This window comes from Pseudomonas sp. C 49-2, from assembly GCF_003970195.1.
GTDB lineage: Bacteria > Pseudomonadota > Gammaproteobacteria > Pseudomonadales > Pseudomonadaceae > Aquipseudomonas > Aquipseudomonas canadensis.
Genome location: NZ_RXYG01000002.1, coordinates 190219 through 209592, shown reverse-complemented (window position 1 = coordinate 209592; position 19374 = coordinate 190219). Strand labels below are relative to the sequence as shown.

Sequence of the window (19374 nt, the reverse complement as noted above, 5' to 3'; positions counted from 1 at the left end):
AAAAGCCGATAAACTCCGCCGCCATGAATAGAACTCTCTACAGCTGTCTGTTTTACCTGGCGCTGCCGTTGGTGGCTTTACGTCTGTGGCTGCGCGCGCGCAAGGCGCCGGCCTACGCCAAGCGCGTTGGCGAGCGCTTCTCCTATGGCCTGCCGGTGATGCAGCCCGGCGGGATCTGGGTGCATGCCGTGTCGGTAGGCGAGAGTATTGCCGCCGCGCCCATGGTGCGCGGGTTGCTGGCGCGTTATCCGACGCTGCCGATTACGGTTACGTGCATGACGCCCACGGGGTCCGAGCGCATCCAGGCGTTGTTCGCCAACGAGCCGCGCATCCAGCATTGCTATTTGCCGTATGACTTGCCGTGCGCGGCCAAGCGTTTCCTCGACCGTGTGCAGCCGAAACTGGCGGTGATCATGGAAACCGAGCTGTGGCCCAACCATATCCACGCCTGCGCCCAGCGTGGGATTCCGGTGGCATTGGCGAATGCGCGGCTGTCGGCGCGTTCGGCCAAGGGCTACGCGCGCTTTGCCAGGCTGACGGCGCCGATGCTGGCGCAAATGAGCCTGTTTGCCGTACAGACGCACGCCGAAGCCCAGCGTTTCCTTAGCCTTGGCGCTCGCCCGGAAACCGTCGAAGTCACCGGCTCAATCAAGTTCGACCTGACCATCGACCCCGAACTGCCGGTGCGGGCGGCTGCGTTGCGCGAGCAATGGGGCGCCAGCGAACGTCCGGTGTGGATCGCCGCCAGTACCCATGAAGGTGAAGATGAAGTCGTCTTGGCAGCCCATCGCCAATTGCTCGACAGCTATCCCAACGCACTGCTGATTCTGGTGCCGCGCCATCAGGAACGCTTCGGGCCGATGTTCGAGCTGTGCCAGCAACAAGGTTTTGCCACGGTACGCCGCTCCAGCGGCGAAGCGGTCACCGCGCAAACTTCGGTACTGCTCGGTGACACCATGGGTGAACTGCTGTTTCTCTACGCCTTGGCCGACAGCGCTTTTGTCGGCGGCAGCCTGGTGGCGACCGGCGGGCATAATCCACTGGAGCCGGCGGCATTGGCCAAGCCTGTGATCATGGGCCCGCACGTATTCAACTTCCTCGAAATCACCGCGATGATGCGCGAAGCCGGGGCGCTGCGAGAGGTGGATGATGCCGAAGGATTGGCCGAGGCCGTGCGGCAATTGTTCGAATTACCGCAGGATGCGCGCAAGATGGCGCAGGCGGGTCTCAAGGTGATGCAGGCCAACCAGGGCGCGCTCAAACGCTTGCTGGATGGCCTCTCTCGACTCATCAGCCTGTAGGCGCCGGCTTGCCGGCGATCCAGGCAGCGCGGTACATCAGATTCACCGAGGTGATGCAATCGCTGGCAAGCCAGCTCCTACAAGGGTTGTGTCAGTAGCCGGGGCGGGCCTTGAGCTGCTCGGCCGCCGCCTTGGCCAGGTCCGGCGGCAGGAAGTCGCGGTCCGGGTTGTAGTCAGCCTTGAGGTAGCGCGCCAAATCCTGCAAGTCGCCTGGATTCAAAGTGCCCGCCGCCTGCTTCAAGCGCAAGTTGTCGAGGATGTAGTCATAACGGCTGTTGTTGTAGTTACGCACCGATGCGTAGAGCTGACGCTGTGAGTCCAGCACATCGACGATGTTGCGCGTGCCCACCTGGTAACCGATTTCCGTGGCTTCCACCGCGCTCTGGTTGGAGATGATCGACTGGCGGCGCGCCTGTACCTGCTCCACATCGGTGTTGACTGCGCGGTGCAGGTTGCGGGTGTTTTCCACTACCTGGCGGCGCAGGCCTTCGCGCTGTTGCTCGGTCTGGCCAAGGCGTGAGTAGGACTCGCGCACTTGCGAACTGGTCAGCCCGCCGCTGTAGATCGGGATGCTCAGGCGCAGGCCGATGGTGCGTTGTTCCACATCGCCACGGTACGGCGTGCCGAACGCGTTCGGGTTGCTGAAGCCCAGGGCGTCGTTGTCGCCTTTTTCGTATTGCGCCACGGCGTCCAGGGTCGGCGCATGCCCGGCCTTGCGCTGCTTGAGAGTTTCTTCGGCGGCGGTGACGGCGTAGTTGCTGGCGAGCAGGTTGAGGTTTTGGCGGCCGGCGGTTTCGACCCAGGCCTTGGCGTCGTTCGGCAGCGGCGGCAACACCGGCAGGGTGTGGACAATGCCCTGGATCGAGTTGTACTGGCGGTTGGTCAAGGTGATCAAGGCTTCGAACGCGTCTTCCACCTGGCGTTGGGCCAGGATGCGGTTGGCGCGGGCGGTGTCGTAGCTGGCCTGGGATTGCAGCACGTCGGTCTTGTCCGATAGGCCGACGTCGAAGCGCTCGTTGGACTGGTCCAGTTGGCGCTTGAATGCGTTCTCTTCGGCCTTGGTCGACGCCAGGTTGTCCTGGGCGCGGAGCACGGCGAAGTAATTTTCGGCACTTTGCAGGATCAGGTTCTGCTCGGTGGCCGACAGTTGCAGCGCGGCCTGCTCGTTGGTGGCCTCGGCCGCCTGCAGTTGGAACCAGCGGTCGGCGCGGAACAGCGGCTGGCTCAAGGTGGCCCGCCAGGAATGCGCATCGCGGTTGGCGGTAGCGGCGGGCGTGTCGATCTGGGTGCGTACGTTATTGATATCGGCGCCACCGGTCAGGTTTGGCAGCAGCCCGGCGCGGGCCTGGGGCACCACTTCTTTTTGCGCGCCGTATTGGGCGCGGGCGGCGGCCAGGTCGGCGTTGTTGTCCACCGCTTCCTGGTAGACGCTGACCAAGTCAGTTTTAGCGGACAAGGGCGCTTCTGCTGCCCAGACCATTCCGTTGGTCGCACAAGACACGGCGAGCGCCAGTGAGAGTTTGCGCAGCATGAGGCGATCCCTAGTTTTAATATTACGGTGATAATTTAGCGCCCAAGGCTAAGGCGGCCCATTCCTGGCGTCAAGCACTGTAGCGGCAACCGAGTGTAGTGGTGCTGACTCGGCGCAACAATCCCGCAATCACGCCATTCATCACGCTGAATGCACCGCTATTGGCAATTTGCCCACGCCATGGTCTAGACTGGCCGCGTTCTTGTCGGGGTGCCTTGTTGGAAGGCTGAGATCGGTAAATACCGGATCCCGTTGAACCTGATCAGGTTAGCGCCTGCGTAGGGAACAAGATTTCTCGTCACCCGGCGAGTCCTCTTGTGCTTCGTCCGGGATGCTGTTCATTTAGTGAACAGCCCTCGTGCACCGAGCACAGCACTGGTTTCAGTGCGTCCATCCGTCACAGGTTCGCTCCGACAAAAATCCACCGCCTGGATAAGTTGGAGAGCCCGTGATGAGTACAAGACCAAAAAATACCGTGCACCTGAGTGAGTCGGCCAAAGTCGACTCCGGCTCCGTGCAACCCTTTACCCGCTCGCAAAAAATCTACGTACAAGGCACCCGCCCGGACATTCGTGTGCCGATGCGCGAAATCAGCCTGGACGTGACCCCCACCGACTTCGGCGGTGAAATCAACGCGCCGGTCGTGGTCTATGACACCTCCGGCCCGTACACCGACCCTAACGTCATCATCGACGTGCGCAAAGGCCTTGGCGATGTGCGCTCGCCGTGGATCGAAGTGCGTAACGACACCGAGCGCTTGCCAGGCCTCAGCTCCCACTTCGGCCAACAGCGCTTGAGCGATGCCGAACTCACCGCGCTGCGCTTCGCCCATGTGAAGAACCCGCGCCGCGCCAAGGCCGGCGCCAACGTCACGCAGATGCACTACGCGCGCAAAGGCATCATCACCGCCGAGATGGAATACGTCGCCATCCGTGAAAACATGAAGCTGGAAGAAGCCCGCGCCACTGGCCTGCTCGACCAGCAACACGCCGGCCACAGCTTTGGCGCCAGCGTGCCGAAGATCATCACGCCTGAATTCGTGCGCGAAGAAATCGCCCGTGGCCGCGCGATCATCCCGGCCAACATCAACCATACCGAACTGGAACCGATGATCATCGGCCGTAACTTCCTGGTGAAGATCAACGGCAACATCGGCAACAGCGCCCTGGGGTCGTCCATCGAAGAAGAAGTGGCGAAACTGACCTGGGGCATTCGCTGGGGTTCGGACACCGTGATGGACTTGTCCACAGGCAAGCACATCCACGAAACCCGCGAGTGGATCATCCGCAACTCGCCCGTGCCGATCGGCACCGTGCCGATCTACCAGGCCCTGGAAAAAGTCGGCGGCGCCGCCGAGGACCTGACCTGGGAGTTGTTCCGCGACACCCTAATCGAACAGGCCGAGCAGGGCGTGGATTACTTCACCATTCACGCCGGCGTGCTGCTGCGCTATGTGCCGCTGACCGCCAAACGCGTGACCGGCATCGTGTCCCGTGGCGGTTCGATCATGGCCAAGTGGTGCCTGGCGCACCACAAAGAGAACTTCACCTACACGCATTTCGACGAAATCTGCGAAATCATGAAGGCCTATGACGTCAGCTTCTCCCTCGGCGACGGCCTGCGCCCTGGCTCGATTGCCGACGCCAACGACGCCGCGCAATTCGGCGAGCTGGAAACCCTTGGCGAGTTGACCAAGACCGCCTGGAAGCACGACGTGCAAACCATGATCGAAGGCCCTGGCCACGTGCCGATGCAGTTGATCAAGGAGAACATGGACAAGCAGCTGGAGTGTTGTGACGAAGCGCCGTTCTACACTCTCGGCCCGCTGACCACCGACATTGCGCCCGGCTACGACCACATCACTTCCGGCATCGGCGCGGCGATGATCGGCTGGTTCGGTTGCGCCATGCTCTGCTACGTCACGCCCAAGGAACACCTGGGCCTGCCGAACAAGGATGACGTGAAGACCGGGATCATCACCTACAAGATCGCCGCCCACGCGGCTGACCTTGCCAAAGGCCATCCGGGTGCGCAGATCCGCGATAACGCCTTGAGCAAGGCGCGCTTCGAATTCCGCTGGGAAGACCAGTTCAACCTCGGCCTGGACCCGGACACGGCGCGTTCGTACCACGATGAAACCCTGCCGAAGGACTCGGCCAAGGTCGCGCATTTCTGCTCGATGTGCGGGCCGAAGTTCTGCTCGATGAAGATCACCCAGGAAGTGCGTGAGTACGCGGCCAACCAGCGCATTGAAGCGGTGGACGTGGATGTGGCCAAGGGCTTGGCCGAGCAGGCGGAGCGGTTCAAGCAGGAAGGGAGTCAGCTGTACAAGAAGGTCTGATCCAGAGGCGGCGGTGACTGTGCCGTCGCCATCGCGGGCAAGCCCGGCTCCCACACTGGAATGCATTCCAAATGTGGGAGCCGGGCTTGCCCGCGATGGCGATCTCCCAAACAACAAAGTGTCCCTCAGAGATAACACCCTTGAGCATTCAACCCAGCACTTACTCTCCTGACATCGCAGTGCCGAGCGACAAAAGAGTCTTCGGTGCCCGCGACCTGTTCTCCCTCTGGTTCTCCCTCGGCATCGGCCTGATGGTTCTGCAAACCGGCGCGTTGCTCGCGCCGGGCCTGGGCCTGTCCGGTTCGTTGCTGGCGATTTTCCTCGGCACCCTGGTGGGCGTCCTGTTATTGGCCGCCGTCGGCGTGATCGGCAGCGACACCGGCCTGTCCGCCATGGCAGCCCTCAAGCTCAGCCTCGGCGCCAAAGGTGCGAGTCTGCCGGCGCTGCTCAACCTGCTGCAACTGATCGGCTGGGGTTCGTTCGAAATCATCGTGATGCGCGACGCGGCCAGCTTGCTAGGCACGCGGGCCTTCAGTGACGGCAGCCTGTTCGCCAGCCCATTGTTGTGGACCCTGTTCTTCGGCGGTCTGGCGACGCTATTGGCGGTCAGTGGCCCGCTGACCTTTGTGCGTCAGATCCTGCGCAAATGGGGCATCTGGCTGCTGCTCGCCGCCTGCCTGTGGCTCACCTGGAACTTGTTCGCCAAGGCCGACCTCGCTGCACTTTGGGCCAAGGCGGGTGACGGTTCGATGCCGTTTGCGGTGGGTTTTGATATCGCCATCGCCATGCCGCTGTCGTGGCTGCCGCTGATCGCGGATTACTCACGTTTCGGCAAGCGCGCCAAAAGTGTGTTCGGCGGCACGGCACTTGGGTTCTTTATCGGAAATTTCTGGCTGATGGGCCAGGGTGTGGCCTACACCCTGGCGTTTGCGCCGAGCGGTGAAGTCAACGCGCTGTTGCTGGCGTTGGCCGGGGCTGGCCTGGGGATTCCGCTGCTATTGATCCTGTTGGATGAATCGGAAAACGCCTTCGCCGATATTCACTCGGCGGCGGTTTCCAGCGGAATATTGTTGCGTTTGAAGGTCGAGCACCTGGCACTGGCTATCGGTGTGATCTGCACGCTCATTGCCTGCTTTGCGCCATTGGCTCAGTACCAGAACTTCCTGCTGCTGATCGGCTCGGTATTCGCGCCGCTGTTTGGCGTGGTGCTGGTGGATCACTTCATTCTGCGCCGTCGTAGCACGGGTGCAGTAGCCAGTCTGCGCTGGCCGGCATTGGTCGCCTGGCTGGGCGGTATCGCGACTTACCACCTGCTGGCCAATCTGTATCCGGACGTCGGAGCGACCCTGCCGGCTTTGGTGCTGGCAGGGCTGTTGCAACTTATCCTGGGCCGGGCCTTCAGCGGCGCGCGGGCACCAGTTCAGGCTTGAGAATACCGTCCAGGCGCGAGTAGGGAATTTGCAACTCGACGTGGCCCAAGGCATACGGCGCAATGGTGGTGGTGGGGTACTTGAGGATCACGCCACCGTAGGTGAGCGCCACGTTAGGGGTTTTCTGGAAAGGGTACTGTTTCACGAACTCTGGCTCCAGGCTCAGACGGGTGCTGATCAGCCAGCTGTTGTGGGCCACCTGGGCAGCTTTCCAGAACGCGTCTTCCTTGCCGGGCAGCAGCATGTCGGTCAGGGTCAGGGCCTTTTGCTGCTGGCGCGAATAGTTGATGAATGCACGGCCTGGCTCGCCGTGAGTCGCGCCCTGGTCCAGGTAACTGGACAACTCGATGATCACCAGACCGTCATGCTGCTCCCGTACCTTGGCCTGCAAGTACATGCTATTGCGTGGGGCGGCGGTGCGCAGGAACTGCTCGCTGTACGTCGCGAGGCTGCTCGGCAGCGGGTCGGCCTGGGTCATTTCCAGCAGGCGCTGTTCGATCAAGGCATCCAGCTTGGGCTCCTTGGCAAAGTGCACGGTGTCGATATTCACCAGCGGGCAATCAGTGCTGGCGCAGCCCGGCTTGCTCTGCTCGGTGGCGTCGCGGGTGGCTTCCAGCGGGGTCTTGAAGCTCGGTTGGAACAGGCTCTGGCAAGCGCCGAGGGTCAAGGCGATGCAGGCCACGGAGGCGATTTTTAAAAGCGACATGTAAGTCCTTCGTCTATCGAGAAGAGCGAAATTTGTGGAGCTTCGACTGCCAGCACGGCAGTCAGTTCGCCACTAAGCTGATTAGAGTGTGTTTGACGCCCGCCGTCTATCCCGGCAACTGGAAAGGGGCTGCATCCGGAGGCATGAGCGCGTTAGGATGGCGCCAATTGCGCAGGCTCAATGAGGAAGGGATATGACGGACATCGCAAAATCGACGCCGAGCACCATCGAGATTGTTCAGCGCGACAATGCCTACCAGGGCTTCTACAAGCTTGATCGCGTGCAACTGCGCCACGAGAAATTCGATGGCGGCATGAGCCGGGTGATCAACCGCGAAGTCTTCGTTCGTCATGATGCCGTGTGTGTATTGCCTTACGACCCGCAGCGCGACGAAGTGGTGCTGATCGAGCAGTTCCGCGTAGGTGCCATGGGCCGAACCGACAACCCGTGGCTGGTGGAGATGGTTGCCGGCCTGATCGACAAGGATGAAGAGCCGGAGGAGGTTGCACACCGCGAAGCCGAGGAGGAAGCTGGGCTGACATTCTCCGCGCTGTGGCCGATCACCAAGTATTTCCCGTCGCCCGGCGGCAGTACCGAATTTGTCCACTTGTACCTGGGCCGTTGCGACAGCTCGGGCGCCGGTGGCGTCCATGGATTGGAAGAGGAAGCTGAAGATATCCGTGTCACCGTCTGGGCTTTCGAAGATGCCCTTCAAGCGGTGCGCGACGGCAAAATTTCCAACGCAGCCAGCATTATCGCCCTGCAATGGCTTGCGCTTAATCGCGCGGAAGTGAGGGGGTTATGGCAGTAAAGCCACGGGAACGTTATCGCGTCGACCTGATCGGGTTGCAAGCGGCCTGCGAGGCCAACTATGCGCGGCTGATGCGCCTGCTCCCCGACATGCGCCATGCCCCCGAGGCGCGGCGTATCGGCGTGACCCACGGCGACCAGATGCTTGGCGTGCTGGCGCTGGAAGTCATCGTCAATTGCCCGTACACCACCACCCTGCGTGTGCGCCAGGAACACAGCCTGCCGTGGCTGCCGGTGCCGCAACTGGAAGTGCAGGTGTACCACGACGCGCGCATGGCCGAAGTGATCAGCGCCGAACATGCACGACGCTTTCGCAGCATCTATCCTTACCCCAACGTGTTCATGCACCAGCCCGATGAGAAAGCACAGCTCAATGTGTTCCTCGGTGAGTGGTTGAGCCATTGCTTGGCCCTGGGCCATGAGTTCGAAGTTGTGCGGTAGATGTGAACTGCATCTGCTTCCTATGGTTTCCTCTTGTGTCCTGCCCCAGCATAATCACGCCAAACGTCCATTCCTGTGATTGCCTTGGGAGAGCGCCTTGCCGAGCGTATCCACTGTGAGTCCCGATGCGCCCGCATTGCTGGTGCAGCTGTCTGATAGCCATTTGTTTGCCGAGGCCGACGGCACGCTGCTGGGCATGAACACCCGTGAAAGCCTGCAAGGCGTCATCGAATTGGTGCGCGCGCAGCAGCCGCACATCGATTTGGTGTTGGCCACGGGGGACCTGTCACAGGACGGCACGCTGGAGTCGTACCAGCAGTTTCGTGACATGACCCGGCAGATCGACGCCCCGGCGCGCTGGATTCCCGGTAATCATGACGAACCGCAAATCATGGCCCGCGCCGCCGAGCACAGCGATTTATTGGAGCCGGTGGTCGATATCGGCAACTGGCGCGTCACCCTGCTGGACTCCGCCGTACCCGGTTCGGTGCCGGGCTATCTGCAAGATCAGCAACTGCAACGGCTCGCCCAGGCCCTGAGCGAAGCGCCGAACCGTCATCATCTGGTGTGTTTTCACCATCATCCGGTGTCCATCGGTTGCGCCTGGATGGAGCCCATTGGCTTGCGCAATCCTGAGGCGTTGTTTGCCGTGCTGGACCGTTTTCCGCAGGTGCGGGCGGTGCTTTGGGGGCATGTGCACCAGGAGATCGACCGCGAACGCAACGGCGTACGCCTGCTGGCATCGCCGTCCACCTGCATCCAGTTCGCACCGGGCAGCGAGGATTTCAAGGTCAGCGAGCAGGCGCCGGGCTACCGCTGGCTGCGGCTGCATGCCGACGGGCGGTTGGAGACGGGCGTAGAACGCTTGGTCGGCTTCGTGTTTACAGTGGATTACGGTAGCAACGGCTACTGAGATTTACCTGTAAACTGCGCCTTTTTGGCGCAAGCACGGAGAGCCAGGCATGTCCGCTTCGATCCTGTATATCCACGGTTTCAACAGCGCGCCTACGTCCAACAAGGCCACTCAGTTGATGACCGTGATGGGCGCCATCGGCCTGGCCGACCAGTTGCGCGTACCGGCCCTGCATCACCATCCCCGTCAGGCGATTCCGCAATTGGAAGCGGCGATCGCCGAGCTGGGGCGGCCACTGCTGGTCGGCAGCTCACTCGGCGGCTACTATGCAACCCATCTTGCCGAGCGCCATGGCCTCAAGGCGCTGCTGGTGAACCCGGCGGTCAGCCCTCACCGGATGTTCGACGGTTACCTGGGCACCCAGAAGAACCTCTACACCGATGAAACCTGGGAACTGACCCACGACCACGTTACGGCGCTGGCCGAGCTGGAAGTACCGGCTCCCCAGGATGCGGCGCGGTATCAGGTGTGGTTGCAGACCGGGGATGAAACCCTGGATTATCGCCTCGCCCAGCAGTACTACCGAGCCTGTGCCTTGCGCATCCAGGCCGGCGGCGACCATGGTTACCAGGGGTTCGCCCAGCAATTACCGGCCATGTTGAGCTTTGCCGGCATTGGCGCAGATCAGTATCAATCCTTCGATTTTTCTTCATTGTAAGAATCGCAGGTCACTTTTTAATCGAACGACTCACGACGAGACCCCATGGCCACTCCCAGCGCTAGCTCTTATAACGCCGACGCCATCGAAGTCCTCTCGGGCCTCGACCCGGTGCGCAAACGCCCCGGCATGTACACCGACACCAGTCGGCCGAACCACCTTGCCCAGGAAGTCATCGACAACAGCGTCGACGAAGCCCTGGCCGGCCACGCCAAGTCGGTGCATGTCATTCTCCACGCTGACCACTCCCTGGAAGTGTCCGACGATGGTCGCGGCATGCCGGTGGACATCCACCCGGAAGAGGGGGTGTCGGGCGTCGAGCTGATCCTCACCAAGCTCCATGCGGGCGGCAAGTTCTCCAACAAGAACTACCAGTTCTCCGGCGGCCTGCATGGTGTGGGTATTTCGGTGGTCAACGCCTTGTCCACGCTGGTGCGGGTCAAGGTCAAGCGCGACGGCAACGAGTACCAGATGACCTTCGCCGATGGCTACAAAGCCACCGACCTTGAAGTGATCGGCACCGTTGGCAAGCGCAACACCGGCACCAGCGTGTACTTTGCGCCGGATCCGAAATACTTCGATTCGCCGAAATTCTCCATCAGCCGCCTCAAGCACGTGCTCAAGGCCAAGGCTGTACTGTGCCCAGGCCTGCTGGTGACCTTTGAAGACAAAGGCACCGGTGAGAAGGTCGAGTGGCACTATGAAGACGGCCTGCGTTCGTACCTGGAAGACTCCGTCAGCGACTTCGAGCGCCTGCCCAACGAGCCGTTCTGCGGCAGTTTGGCCGGTAATAAAGAAGCGGTGGACTGGGCGCTGCTGTGGTTGCCGGAAGGTGGCGACAGCGTGCAGGAAAGCTACGTCAACCTGATCCCGACGGCCCAGGGCGGTACCCACGTCAACGGTTTGCGCCAGGGCTTGCTGGATGCCATGCGCGAATTCTGCGAATACCGCAGCCTGCTGCCGCGCGGCGTGAAGCTGGCGCCGGAAGACGTGTGGGAGCGCATCGCGTTCGTGCTGTCGATGAAAATGCAGGAGCCGCAGTTCTCCGGCCAGACCAAAGAGCGCCTGTCGTCCCGCGAGGCGGCGGCATTTGTCTCCGGCGTGGTCAAGGATGCCTTCAGCCTGTGGCTCAACGAGCATCCTGAATTGGGCCTGGCCCTGGCGGAGTTGGCGATCAACAACGCCGGTCGTCGTCTGAAGGCCAGCAAGAAGGTCGAGCGCAAGCGCATCACCCAGGGCCCGGCATTGCCCGGCAAGCTGGCCGATTGCGCCGGGCAAGACCCGATGCGCTCCGAGCTGTTCCTGGTGGAAGGTGACTCCGCCGGCGGTTCCGCCAAGCAAGCGCGGGACAAGGAGTTCCAGGCGATCCTGCCGTTGCGCGGCAAGATCCTCAACACCTGGGAAGTCGATGGCAGCGAAGTCCTGGCCAGCCAGGAGGTGCATAACATCGCCGTGGCCATTGGCGTTGATCCCGGCGCAGCGGACATGAGCCAACTGCGCTACGGCAAGATCTGCATCCTCGCCGACGCCGACTCCGACGGCCTGCACATCGCCACGCTGCTGTGCGCGTTGTTCGTTCAGCACTTCCGCCCGTTGGTGGATGCCGGTCACGTCTACGTTGCTATGCCGCCGTTGTATCGGATCGACCTGGGCAAGGAGATTTACTACGCCCTGGACGAAGCCGAGCGCGATGGCATCCTCGATCGCCTGGTCGCCGAGAAGAAGCGCGGCAAGCCACAGGTCACGCGATTCAAGGGCCTGGGTGAAATGAACCCGCCGCAGCTGCGCGAAACCACCATGGACCCGAATACCCGGCGCCTGGTGCAGTTGACCCTGGAAGACTACGCCGCCACGTCGGAAATGATGGACATGCTGCTGGCGAAGAAACGCGCACCGGACCGTAAGTCCTGGCTGGAGTCCAAAGGCAACCTGGCCGAGGTTCTGGGCTGATGCGCACAGGTTTCGCCCTGGCGATCCTGATGTTGAGCGGGTTGGTGGCTACCACGGTAGTTGCCGCGCCCGTGGCTGAGCTAAAGCTGATGTCCGAACACCCGGTGGACGGCATGCGCGGCGGCAACCTGTCGGGCCTGGCCTTGTGTGGCAAGGAGTTGTGGACGGTTTCCGACCGCGATGACGACCAGATCTACCGCCTGGATGCCAGTGCGCCAACCTGGCAGGCCGAGGCGGTAAAGATCGACGTGCCACCGGTGCCGGAATCCGGGCTGCCGTGGGGTTTGCGTTCGCGCACCAAGGCCGCATCGTTCATTCGCGGTGGCGATTTGGACTTTGAAGGCATCACCTGCGATGCCGCCGGCAACCGCTACGTAGTCAGCGAAGCCCATGCGGCGGTGCTGCAAGTGCCGGTGACGGGCGCGCCTGAGTGGTTGAAGATCGCGCCGGGCATGGTGCGTGAAGCGCGGGCCAGCGGCATGTTGCTGCACTTCAACGCCTTGTTTGAAGGTCTCGCGATCAATCCCGAAGGCAATCAGATTTGGCTGGCAGCCGAGCGCGAACGACGAGGGCTAATTTCGATCAAGCGTCCGCAAAGCCTGTGGGATTGTGATGGCCCCTGCGTATTGTTGAGCGAAGCCGGCCAGGAAGTGCAACCGGCCCAGTTCCCGAACCCCAAGGCGGTGTCCAAGGACTTCGCCGACCTGGCGCTGTTCAACGGCAAGCTGTTTACCCTGGAGCGCAATGCGTTCCAGATTTGCCGGCGTGATGCGGTCACGGCCAAGGTCGAACTGTGCTGGTCGTTTGCCGACGAGACCCTGACGCCCGAGCGGCGTTATCCTCAGCCCTATGGCCTGGCAGAAGCCCTGGTGGTGGACGCCGACGGTGCCTGGCTGGGCATCGACAACAATTTCGGCCCGCGTGCCGATGGTGAAAAGCGCCCCGTGGTCTATCGTTTCGCCGCCCCTGTCGGTGGCTGGAGCGCTCGCCCATGAGCCCCTATTTTTTTGAATTGACCCGGTGCAGCGGCAGTTCCGCAGCACCTTACCCGACCATGATGAGGCCCGCATGAGTGACATCCTCGCAGACAGCTTAGATGGCGTAGAACGCCGGTCGCTGGCTGACTTCACCGAAAATGCCTACCTCAACTACTCCATGTACGTGATCATGGACCGTGCCTTGCCGCATATCGGCGACGGCCTCAAGCCCGTACAACGGCGCATCATCTACGCCATGAGTGAGTTGGGCCTGGACGCTGATTCCAAGCACAAGAAGTCGGCGCGTACCGTCGGTGACGTGCTCGGTAAGTTCCACCCCCACGGCGATTCCGCCTGCTACGAAGCGATGGTGCTGATGGCGCAGCCGTTCAGCTATCGCTACACGCTGGTAGACGGCCAGGGCAACTGGGGTGCGCCGGACGATCCCAAATCGTTCGCTGCGATGCGATACACCGAAGCGCGTCTGTCGCGTTATTCGGAAGTCCTGCTGAGCGAATTGGGCCAGGGCACCGCCGACTGGGGGCCTAATTTCGACGGCACCCTCGACGAACCACTGGTGTTGCCGGCACGTTTGCCGAACATCCTGCTCAATGGCACCACCGGTATTGCTGTGGGTATGGCCACTGACGTGCCGCCGCATAACCTGCGTGAAGTCGCCACCGCCTGCGTGCGCTTGCTCGATGAGCCCAAAGCCACGGTAGAACAGCTCTGCGAGCACATCCAGGGGCCGGATTACCCGACCGAAGCGGAAATTATCACGCCGCGCGCCGACCTGCTGAAGATGTACGAAACCGGCAAGGGCTCGGTGCGTATGCGCGCTGTTTACCACATCGAAGATGGCGACATTATCGTCACCGCGTTGCCGCACCAGGTGTCCGGTGCCAAGGTGCTGGAGCAGATCGCCGCGCTGATGCAGGCCAAACCATCGAAATTGCCGCAGGTTGCCGACCTGCGTGACGAATCCGACCACGAAAACCCTTGCCGCATCGTGATCATCCCGACCAATAGTCGGGTCGACCACGAAGTGCTGATGCAGCATCTGTTTGCCAGCACGGACCTGGAGTCCAGCTACCGGGTCAACGTCAACATCATCGGCCTGGACGGCAAGCCGCAGCTGAAAAACCTGCGCAACCTGCTGGTGGAGTGGCTGGAGTTCCGGGTCAACACCGTGCGTCGCCGCCTGCAATTCCGCCTGGATAAGGTCGAGCGTCGCCTGCACCTGTTGGACGGCTTGCTGATTGCCTACCTCAACCTGGATGAAGTGATCCACATCATCCGTACCGCCGAACACCCGAAAGCCGAGTTGATTGCGCGTTTCGAGCTGAGCGAGATTCAGGCTGACTACATCCTCGACACCCGCTTGCGTCAGTTGGCGCGACTGGAAGAAATGAAGCTGCGCGACGAACAGGACGCGCTGCTCAAGGAGCAAGCCAAGCTGCAAGCGCTGCTGGGCAGCGAAGCCAAGCTTAAGAAGCTGGTACGCAGCGAATTGATCAAAGACGCCGAAACCTATGGCGATGACCGTCGTTCGCCGATCGTGCAGCGCGCAGAAGCGAAAGCGCTGACAGAAACCGAGTTGCTGCCAAACGAGAAAATTACCGTCGTTCTGTCGGAAAAGGGTTGGGTTCGCTCCGCCAAAGGGCATGATATTGATGCCACTGGCTTGTCGTACAAGGCGGGTGACGGGTTCAAGACCGCTGCCGCCGGGCGTTCCAACCAGTTTGCGGTGTTTATCGATTCCACCGGGCGCAGTTATTCGGTACCGGCCCACACCTTGCCGTCTGCACGGGGGCAGGGTGAGCCCTTGACTGGGCGCCTGACGCCACCGCCAGGGGCGAATTTCGAGTGCGTGCTGCTGCCGGACGACGATGCGCTGTACGTGATCGCCTCCGACGCGGGCTACGGGTTTGTGGTGAAAGGTGAAGACCTGCAAGCCAAGAACAAGGCGGGCAAGGCTTTGCTGAGCTTGCCGAACAACGCCAAGGTGATCCTGCCGCGGCCGGTGGACGACCGAGAGAGCAACTGGCTGGCGTCGGTGACTACCGAGGGGCGTTTGCTGGTATTCAAGATCAGCGACCTGCCGCAGTTGGGTAAAGGCAAGGGCAACAAGATCATTGGCATCCCCGGCGAGCGAGTGGCCAGTCGCGAAGAGTATGTGACTGACATCGCAGTGATCCCGGAAGGCGCGACGTTGGTGCTTCAGGCCGGTAAACGTACCCTGTCGTTGCGTCCTGACGACCTTGAGCATTACAAGGGTGAGCGCGGTCGGCGTGGTAACAAATTGCCTCGTGGCTTCCAGCGCGTGGATGCTTTGCTGGTGGAAACGCCGATTTAACGCGTATTAGAGCCCTCGATCTACGATTTAACGCGTAGATCGACGCTTTGGCGCTGGAGTCATGGCGCATATTCACGGATGATATGGCCTTTCCAGCGCCGGCGTGGCCGAGCGTGTTTAGGTTATTTTTAGTATTACATTGTGGTTCGCCTTGTGGCAGCCACCTGGATGGGATGATGACTGCTCCACGCCTTCCTTTATTTTTTGTGCTCGCTGGCCTTTTGGGGCTGGCGGGTTGCAGCACACATCAACCGGTGTCGCTGTACCAGCTGGACAGCGGAAGTCCGGCTCAACCTGCACAGACCGCCGGCATGGCCGTCTTGCTGGGCCCGGTGGTCGTCGCCGACTACCTGCAACGCGAAACACTGCTGCAACGTCAGAACGACGGCAGCCTGCAAGGTTCCACCGATGGTCGTTGGGCGGGCAGTTTGTCGTCCGACATCAACCAATTGATGTTGCGCCAGGTCGCAGGTCAGTTGGACAGCCAGCGTGTGGTGCTGGCCCCCGCGCCGACCGGGTTTACTCCGGACGTGCAGGTGCTGCTGACGATCACCCGTCTTGACTCCGGTACGTCGCAGCCGGCGATTCTCGATGCGCAATGGCGCTTGATCGATCGTCGTGGCCAGGTACGCGATAACCGCATCGTGCACCTGCAGGAGCAGCACACCGGCACCACCGCGTCCCAGGTCCAGGCCCAGGGCGTGTTGTTGCAACATCTGGCACAGCAGTTGTCGGTGGCCCTCAAGCCATTGGCCAACCAACCGCCGATTGCCGAAGCGCCGCGCAAGCAGAGCGCCCCGGCGCAGGCTAAGCCGGCAGAACCGCAGAAGCCGAAGATGCCAATGGCGACGCCGATTCGCACGGATATGGAAGTGTTCAGGTTTTGATCTGAATTGCAGATACAAAAAAGGCCCGCTGATTCAGCGGGCCTTTTTGTTGGCTGTAAACCCGATCCCTGTAGGAGCCGGCTTGCCGGCGATGAGGTCGTCGAGGCCGGTGGTGATGGTGAGATTGCCATCGCCATCGCCATCGCCGGCAAGCCGGCTCCTGCATAAGATCAGGGCTTGCGGGTCTCGTGCATCCGCGCCAACTGCCGCTCCAGCATCGAGGGATACGGCTCCATCAACCGCTCCACACAGCTTGCACCCTCTGGGCTGGCAATCGGGCGGATGCGTGCGCGCTGGCGGATCAGTGTGTCTTCACTGATCTTACGTTCCACCAGCAACAGGTTGCGGCTGTGCTGCGACAGCGCCAGGGCGTCCTGGGCGCTTTCGGTGAGCAGCAGGTCGATCTGGCTCATGCCAAACAGGTCATCGCTCACCGTCAGGCCCAACTGCAGTTGCAGCGTGATGCCACTGTCGGCCACTTCGATCTGCAGAGCATGGCCCAGGGCGCGAAGCAACTCGCCGCAGCAGATGGCGTTGGTCAGGTAGTCTTCGCCGCTGTCTTCACTGTGGAACAGCATCAGCGTGCTGCCGTCGTTCAGGGTGTGCAGCTCGCTCTGGTACAGCGAAGCGGCCTGGTCGAGGCAGTCGCGGTAGCGCTCCAGCAGCTCGGTCAGGCGTGCGCGGGGCAGGCGACGCAGTTGGTCCTGAGCGCCCAGTTGCACAGCCAATACGGCGCTGAACTGGGGTTCGGTATTCTTCACCGGGACTGGCTTCGGTGCGACGGCCGGTTCGCTGGCCGAGGTGTCGCGCAGGTCGGCGAAGGGGTCTTCGTCGTCCAGCTCGTCTTCTTCGGCTTTGAACGCCTGGCGGGTGGCAGGCTTCAGGCCCGCTACCGGCGCGTCTTGCACTTCAAACTCAGGCTCGTCGTCGTAGTCTGTTTCGTCGAACTCAGGCTCTGGCTCTACTTCGCGCACCACCGGTTCCGGGGCGAAACTGGCGTGCAACTGGCGGGCGAGGTCGCCGATCTCATCCTGGCGTTCAGTGGCCGGGGTGTGTTCGTCGATATCGCGCAGCCAGATGCGCAACTGCATCAGTGGCGTGGAGATGTGTCGACCCAGGCGCAGACTCAACGCCAACGCCAATGCCAGCAGGATCGCGCTCAAGATGCCCATGCTTTGCAGGCTGATGGTCATCGGCTGCTGGAATTGCTGCATGTCCAGGCTGATGCGCAGTTGGCCGGCCTTCACATCCTGAAACGTAATATTGCTCTGGTAGAGACCTTCGGCTTCACCCAGCAGGCCGTTTTTCGGGCGTTGCCCGGCTTCGGCCATGATCCGGTTGTCCACGCTGTAGATGGCGGCGTGGGCCACCAGCGGGTTCTTGGTCAGGTTGTTGAGCAGCACGTTGAGGCTGAGGATGTCATTGGACACCAACAACTCAGTCGCCGAGGTGGCGGTCTGGGTGGTCAAGCTCTCGCCCAGGGCGTCGGCTTGCTCATGCATGGCCTGTTTGAACTGCAAACCCATCACGCAGGCGTAGATCACCAGGGCCAGGGCGACCAGGATCACGTTATGGCTGGCGATGCGTAATGCGATCGGTACACGGCGGTGGCGCAGTGCCCGGAAGATCAGCAGGAAGAAATTATCGGTTTTTACTGGCGTGGGCCGGTTCACTTGCGCTCGGCTCTTGGTCCGTGAAGTTGACGCGCAGTATAGCGACAGCCCTAGGACCGGCAAAGCGCTGGCTGTGCCCGATGGTCACTGAAAGTGGGTAGAATGCGGTTTTTTTCCAGCCTGGGGGTGCGCCTTGCGCGAAATTGTCCTGATAAACATCACGGGGGAAGACCGCCCAGGTCTGACCGCAGCCATTACCGGTGTTCTGGCCCAGGGTGGTGTGAACATTCTCGACATCGGTCAGGCGGTGATCCACGACACCTTGTCCTTCGGCATCCTGGTCGAGATCCCGAGCACTGAACAGGCATCTTCGGTGCTCAAGGACATCCTGTTTACGGCGTACAAGCTTGATCAACAGGTGCGTTTCACCCCGGTCTCCGAAGAGGACTACCAGCAATGGGTCGCCGGCCAAGGCAAGAAACGCCACATCGTGACGCTGCTGACCCGCAAGGTCACCGCCGAACAGTTGCAGCGCGTCAGCTCCATTACTGCGCAATACGGCTTGAATATCGACCATATCGACCGTCTGTCGGGTCGTATGCCGTTGGACACCCCGGCCGACAAAGGCAAGGGCTGCATCGAGTTCTCCGTGCGCGGTGAGCCGGCCGACCCGCAAGCCCTGCGTGCCGAGTTCCTCAGCGTGGCCCAGGAGCTGAATGTCGATATCGCGTTCCAGGAAGACTCGCTGTTCCGCCGCAACCGCCGTCTGGCGGTGTTCGACATGGACTCCACGCTGATCGAGGCTGAAGTCATCGACGAGTTGGCCAAAGCCGCCGGTGTGGGCGAGCAGGTTTCCGAAATCACCGAGCGCGCCATGGCCGGTGAGCTGGATTTCCGCGCCAGCTTCAAGGAGCGCCTCGCGCTGCTCAAAGGCCTGGACGTGAGCGTGCTGGACTCCATCGGCGCCTCCCTGCGCCTGACCGAAGGCGCCGAGACCCTGTTCGCCGAACTCAAGCGCCTGGGTTACAAGACCGCGATCCTGTCGGGTGGCTTCACCTACTTCGCCAAGCAATTGCAGGCCAAGCTGGGCATCGACTACGTGTTCGCTAACGAGCTGGAAGTGGTGGATGGCAAGGTGACTGGCGTGGCCGTGGAGCCGATTGTCGACGCACAGCGCAAGGCAGATCTGCTGAAGGAGCTAGCTCACAAGGAAGGTTTGCGTCTGGAGCAGACCATTGCGGTCGGCGACGGGGCGAATGACTTGCCGATGCTGGCGATTGCCGGGTTAGGTGTGGCGTTCCGCGCCAAGCCGTTGGTGAAGCAGTCGGCCAAGCAGGCGATTTCGACCTTGGGGTTGGATGGGGTGTTGTATCTGCTGGGCTTCCGCGACCGCGACGGTCAGCTGTAACCCTCCGATCCCGCTGGAGGAATGGGATCAACAATGTGGGAGCTGGCTTGCC

Annotated in this window: 15 protein-coding genes and 1 riboswitch; of the genes, 12 read left to right on the top strand and 3 right to left on the bottom strand. The window is 61.6% G+C overall.

Annotated elements, in window-relative coordinates:
* Positions 1–23: 23 nt before the first annotated feature.
* Positions 24–1301, top strand: coding sequence for a lipid IV(A) 3-deoxy-D-manno-octulosonic acid transferase (gene waaA, locus EJ576_RS04515; RefSeq protein ID WP_126569640.1), 1278 nt, complete (start codon positions 24–26; stop codon positions 1299–1301).
* A gap of 91 nt (positions 1302–1392) precedes the next feature.
* Here waaA and EJ576_RS04510 read toward each other — a convergent pair whose 3' ends face one another.
* Positions 1393–2832, bottom strand: a complete 1440-nt coding sequence (locus EJ576_RS04510) for a TolC family outer membrane protein (RefSeq protein WP_028615490.1) — start codon at positions 2830–2832, stop codon at positions 1393–1395.
* Positions 2833–3028: 196 nt separating this feature from the next.
* A riboswitch (TPP riboswitch) is annotated at positions 3029–3134 on the top strand.
* 149 nt (positions 3135–3283) lie between these two features.
* Here EJ576_RS04510 and thiC point away from each other — a divergent pair.
* Both thiC and cytX read left to right on the top strand, forming a co-directional pair.
* A complete protein-coding gene (gene thiC, locus EJ576_RS04505) occupies positions 3284–5173 on the top strand; it encodes a phosphomethylpyrimidine synthase ThiC (protein ID WP_028615491.1) in 1890 nt (629 codons plus the stop codon).
* Positions 5174–5313: 140 nt separating this feature from the next.
* Positions 5314–6603, top strand: a complete 1290-nt coding sequence (gene cytX, locus EJ576_RS04500) for a putative hydroxymethylpyrimidine transporter CytX (protein WP_126569639.1) — start codon at positions 5314–5316, stop codon at positions 6601–6603.
* Here cytX and EJ576_RS04495 read toward each other — a convergent pair.
* Positions 6572–7309, bottom strand: coding sequence for an RsiV family protein (locus EJ576_RS04495; RefSeq protein ID WP_123474065.1), 738 nt, complete (start codon positions 7307–7309; stop codon positions 6572–6574). The genes cytX and EJ576_RS04495 overlap by 32 nt on opposite strands.
* Positions 7310–7502: 193 nt before the next feature.
* Between EJ576_RS04495 and EJ576_RS04490 the strand changes: the two genes are divergently transcribed.
* The 8 genes from EJ576_RS04490 to EJ576_RS04455 all read left to right on the top strand — a co-directional run bounded on the left by EJ576_RS04490 (position 7503) and on the right by EJ576_RS04455 (position 16301).
* Positions 7503–8120, top strand: a complete 618-nt coding sequence (locus EJ576_RS04490; RefSeq protein WP_028615494.1) for an NUDIX domain-containing protein — start codon at positions 7503–7505, stop codon at positions 8118–8120.
* The gene (locus EJ576_RS04485; protein ID WP_126569638.1) at positions 8111–8560 is read left to right on the top strand and encodes a DUF1249 domain-containing protein; all 450 of its coding nucleotides are present in this window, start codon (positions 8111–8113) and stop codon (positions 8558–8560) included. Before EJ576_RS04490 ends, EJ576_RS04485 begins: the two co-directional genes overlap by 10 nt.
* A 97-nt stretch (positions 8561–8657) precedes the next feature.
* A complete protein-coding gene (cpdA, locus tag EJ576_RS04480; protein ID WP_126569637.1) occupies positions 8658–9473 on the top strand; it encodes a 3',5'-cyclic-AMP phosphodiesterase in 816 nt (271 codons plus the stop codon).
* A gap of 49 nt (positions 9474–9522) precedes the next feature.
* A complete protein-coding gene (locus tag EJ576_RS04475) occupies positions 9523–10131 on the top strand; it encodes a YqiA/YcfP family alpha/beta fold hydrolase (protein ID WP_068932688.1) in 609 nt (202 codons plus the stop codon).
* Between the two features lie 45 nt (positions 10132–10176).
* Entirely contained in the window at positions 10177–12081 is a 1905-nt protein-coding gene (gene parE, locus EJ576_RS04470; RefSeq protein ID WP_028615497.1) for a DNA topoisomerase IV subunit B, read from the top strand.
* Entirely contained in the window at positions 12081–13076 is a 996-nt protein-coding gene (locus tag EJ576_RS04465; RefSeq protein ID WP_126569636.1) for an esterase-like activity of phytase family protein, read from the top strand. The genes parE and EJ576_RS04465 overlap by 1 nt, the downstream gene beginning before the upstream one ends.
* Positions 13077–13149: 73 nt before the next feature.
* Positions 13150–15414, top strand: a complete 2265-nt coding sequence (gene parC / locus EJ576_RS04460) for a DNA topoisomerase IV subunit A (protein ID WP_126569635.1) — start codon at positions 13150–13152, stop codon at positions 15412–15414.
* Between the two features lie 176 nt (positions 15415–15590).
* Complete coding sequence (locus tag EJ576_RS04455) at positions 15591–16301, top strand: membrane integrity-associated transporter subunit PqiC (protein WP_028615500.1); 711 nt, start codon at positions 15591–15593, stop codon at positions 16299–16301.
* A gap of 170 nt (positions 16302–16471) precedes the next feature.
* On the opposite strand, the gene EJ576_RS04450 is transcribed toward EJ576_RS04455, so the two are convergent.
* Positions 16472–17974, bottom strand: a complete 1503-nt coding sequence (locus EJ576_RS04450; RefSeq protein WP_122730565.1) for an AhpA/YtjB family protein — start codon at positions 17972–17974, stop codon at positions 16472–16474.
* 133 nt (positions 17975–18107) lie between these two features.
* Here EJ576_RS04450 and serB point away from each other — a divergent pair, with 133 nt between their 5' ends.
* Complete coding sequence (serB, locus tag EJ576_RS04445; protein ID WP_028615502.1) at positions 18108–19322, top strand: phosphoserine phosphatase SerB; 1215 nt, start codon at positions 18108–18110, stop codon at positions 19320–19322.
* Positions 19323–19374 lie beyond the last annotated feature (52 nt).

What these genes read in the sequence shown, in the direction of transcription:
- parC (WP_126569635.1), top strand. Translation starts at nt 13,150, where the DNA reads ATGAGTGACATCCTCGCAGACAGCTTAGATGGCGTAGAACGCCGGTCG.
- EJ576_RS04465 (WP_126569636.1), top strand. Translation starts at nt 12,081, where the DNA reads ATGCGCACAGGTTTCGCCCTGGCGATCCTGATGTTGAGCGGGTTGGTG.
- waaA (WP_126569640.1), top strand. Translation starts at nt 24, where the DNA reads ATGAATAGAACTCTCTACAGCTGTCTGTTTTACCTGGCGCTGCCGTTG.
- EJ576_RS04495 (WP_123474065.1), bottom strand. Translation starts at nt 7,309, where the DNA reads ATGTCGCTTTTAAAAATCGCCTCCGTGGCCTGCATCGCCTTGACCCTC.
- EJ576_RS04510 (WP_028615490.1), bottom strand. Translation starts at nt 2,832, where the DNA reads ATGCTGCGCAAACTCTCACTGGCGCTCGCCGTGTCTTGTGCGACCAAC.
- EJ576_RS04490 (WP_028615494.1), top strand. Translation starts at nt 7,503, where the DNA reads ATGACGGACATCGCAAAATCGACGCCGAGCACCATCGAGATTGTTCAG.
- EJ576_RS04455 (WP_028615500.1), top strand. Translation starts at nt 15,591, where the DNA reads ATGACTGCTCCACGCCTTCCTTTATTTTTTGTGCTCGCTGGCCTTTTG.
- thiC (WP_028615491.1), top strand. Translation starts at nt 3,284, where the DNA reads ATGAGTACAAGACCAAAAAATACCGTGCACCTGAGTGAGTCGGCCAAA.
- EJ576_RS04485 (WP_126569638.1), top strand. Translation starts at nt 8,111, where the DNA reads ATGGCAGTAAAGCCACGGGAACGTTATCGCGTCGACCTGATCGGGTTG.
- parE (WP_028615497.1), top strand. Translation starts at nt 10,177, where the DNA reads ATGGCCACTCCCAGCGCTAGCTCTTATAACGCCGACGCCATCGAAGTC.
- EJ576_RS04475 (WP_068932688.1), top strand. Translation starts at nt 9,523, where the DNA reads ATGTCCGCTTCGATCCTGTATATCCACGGTTTCAACAGCGCGCCTACG.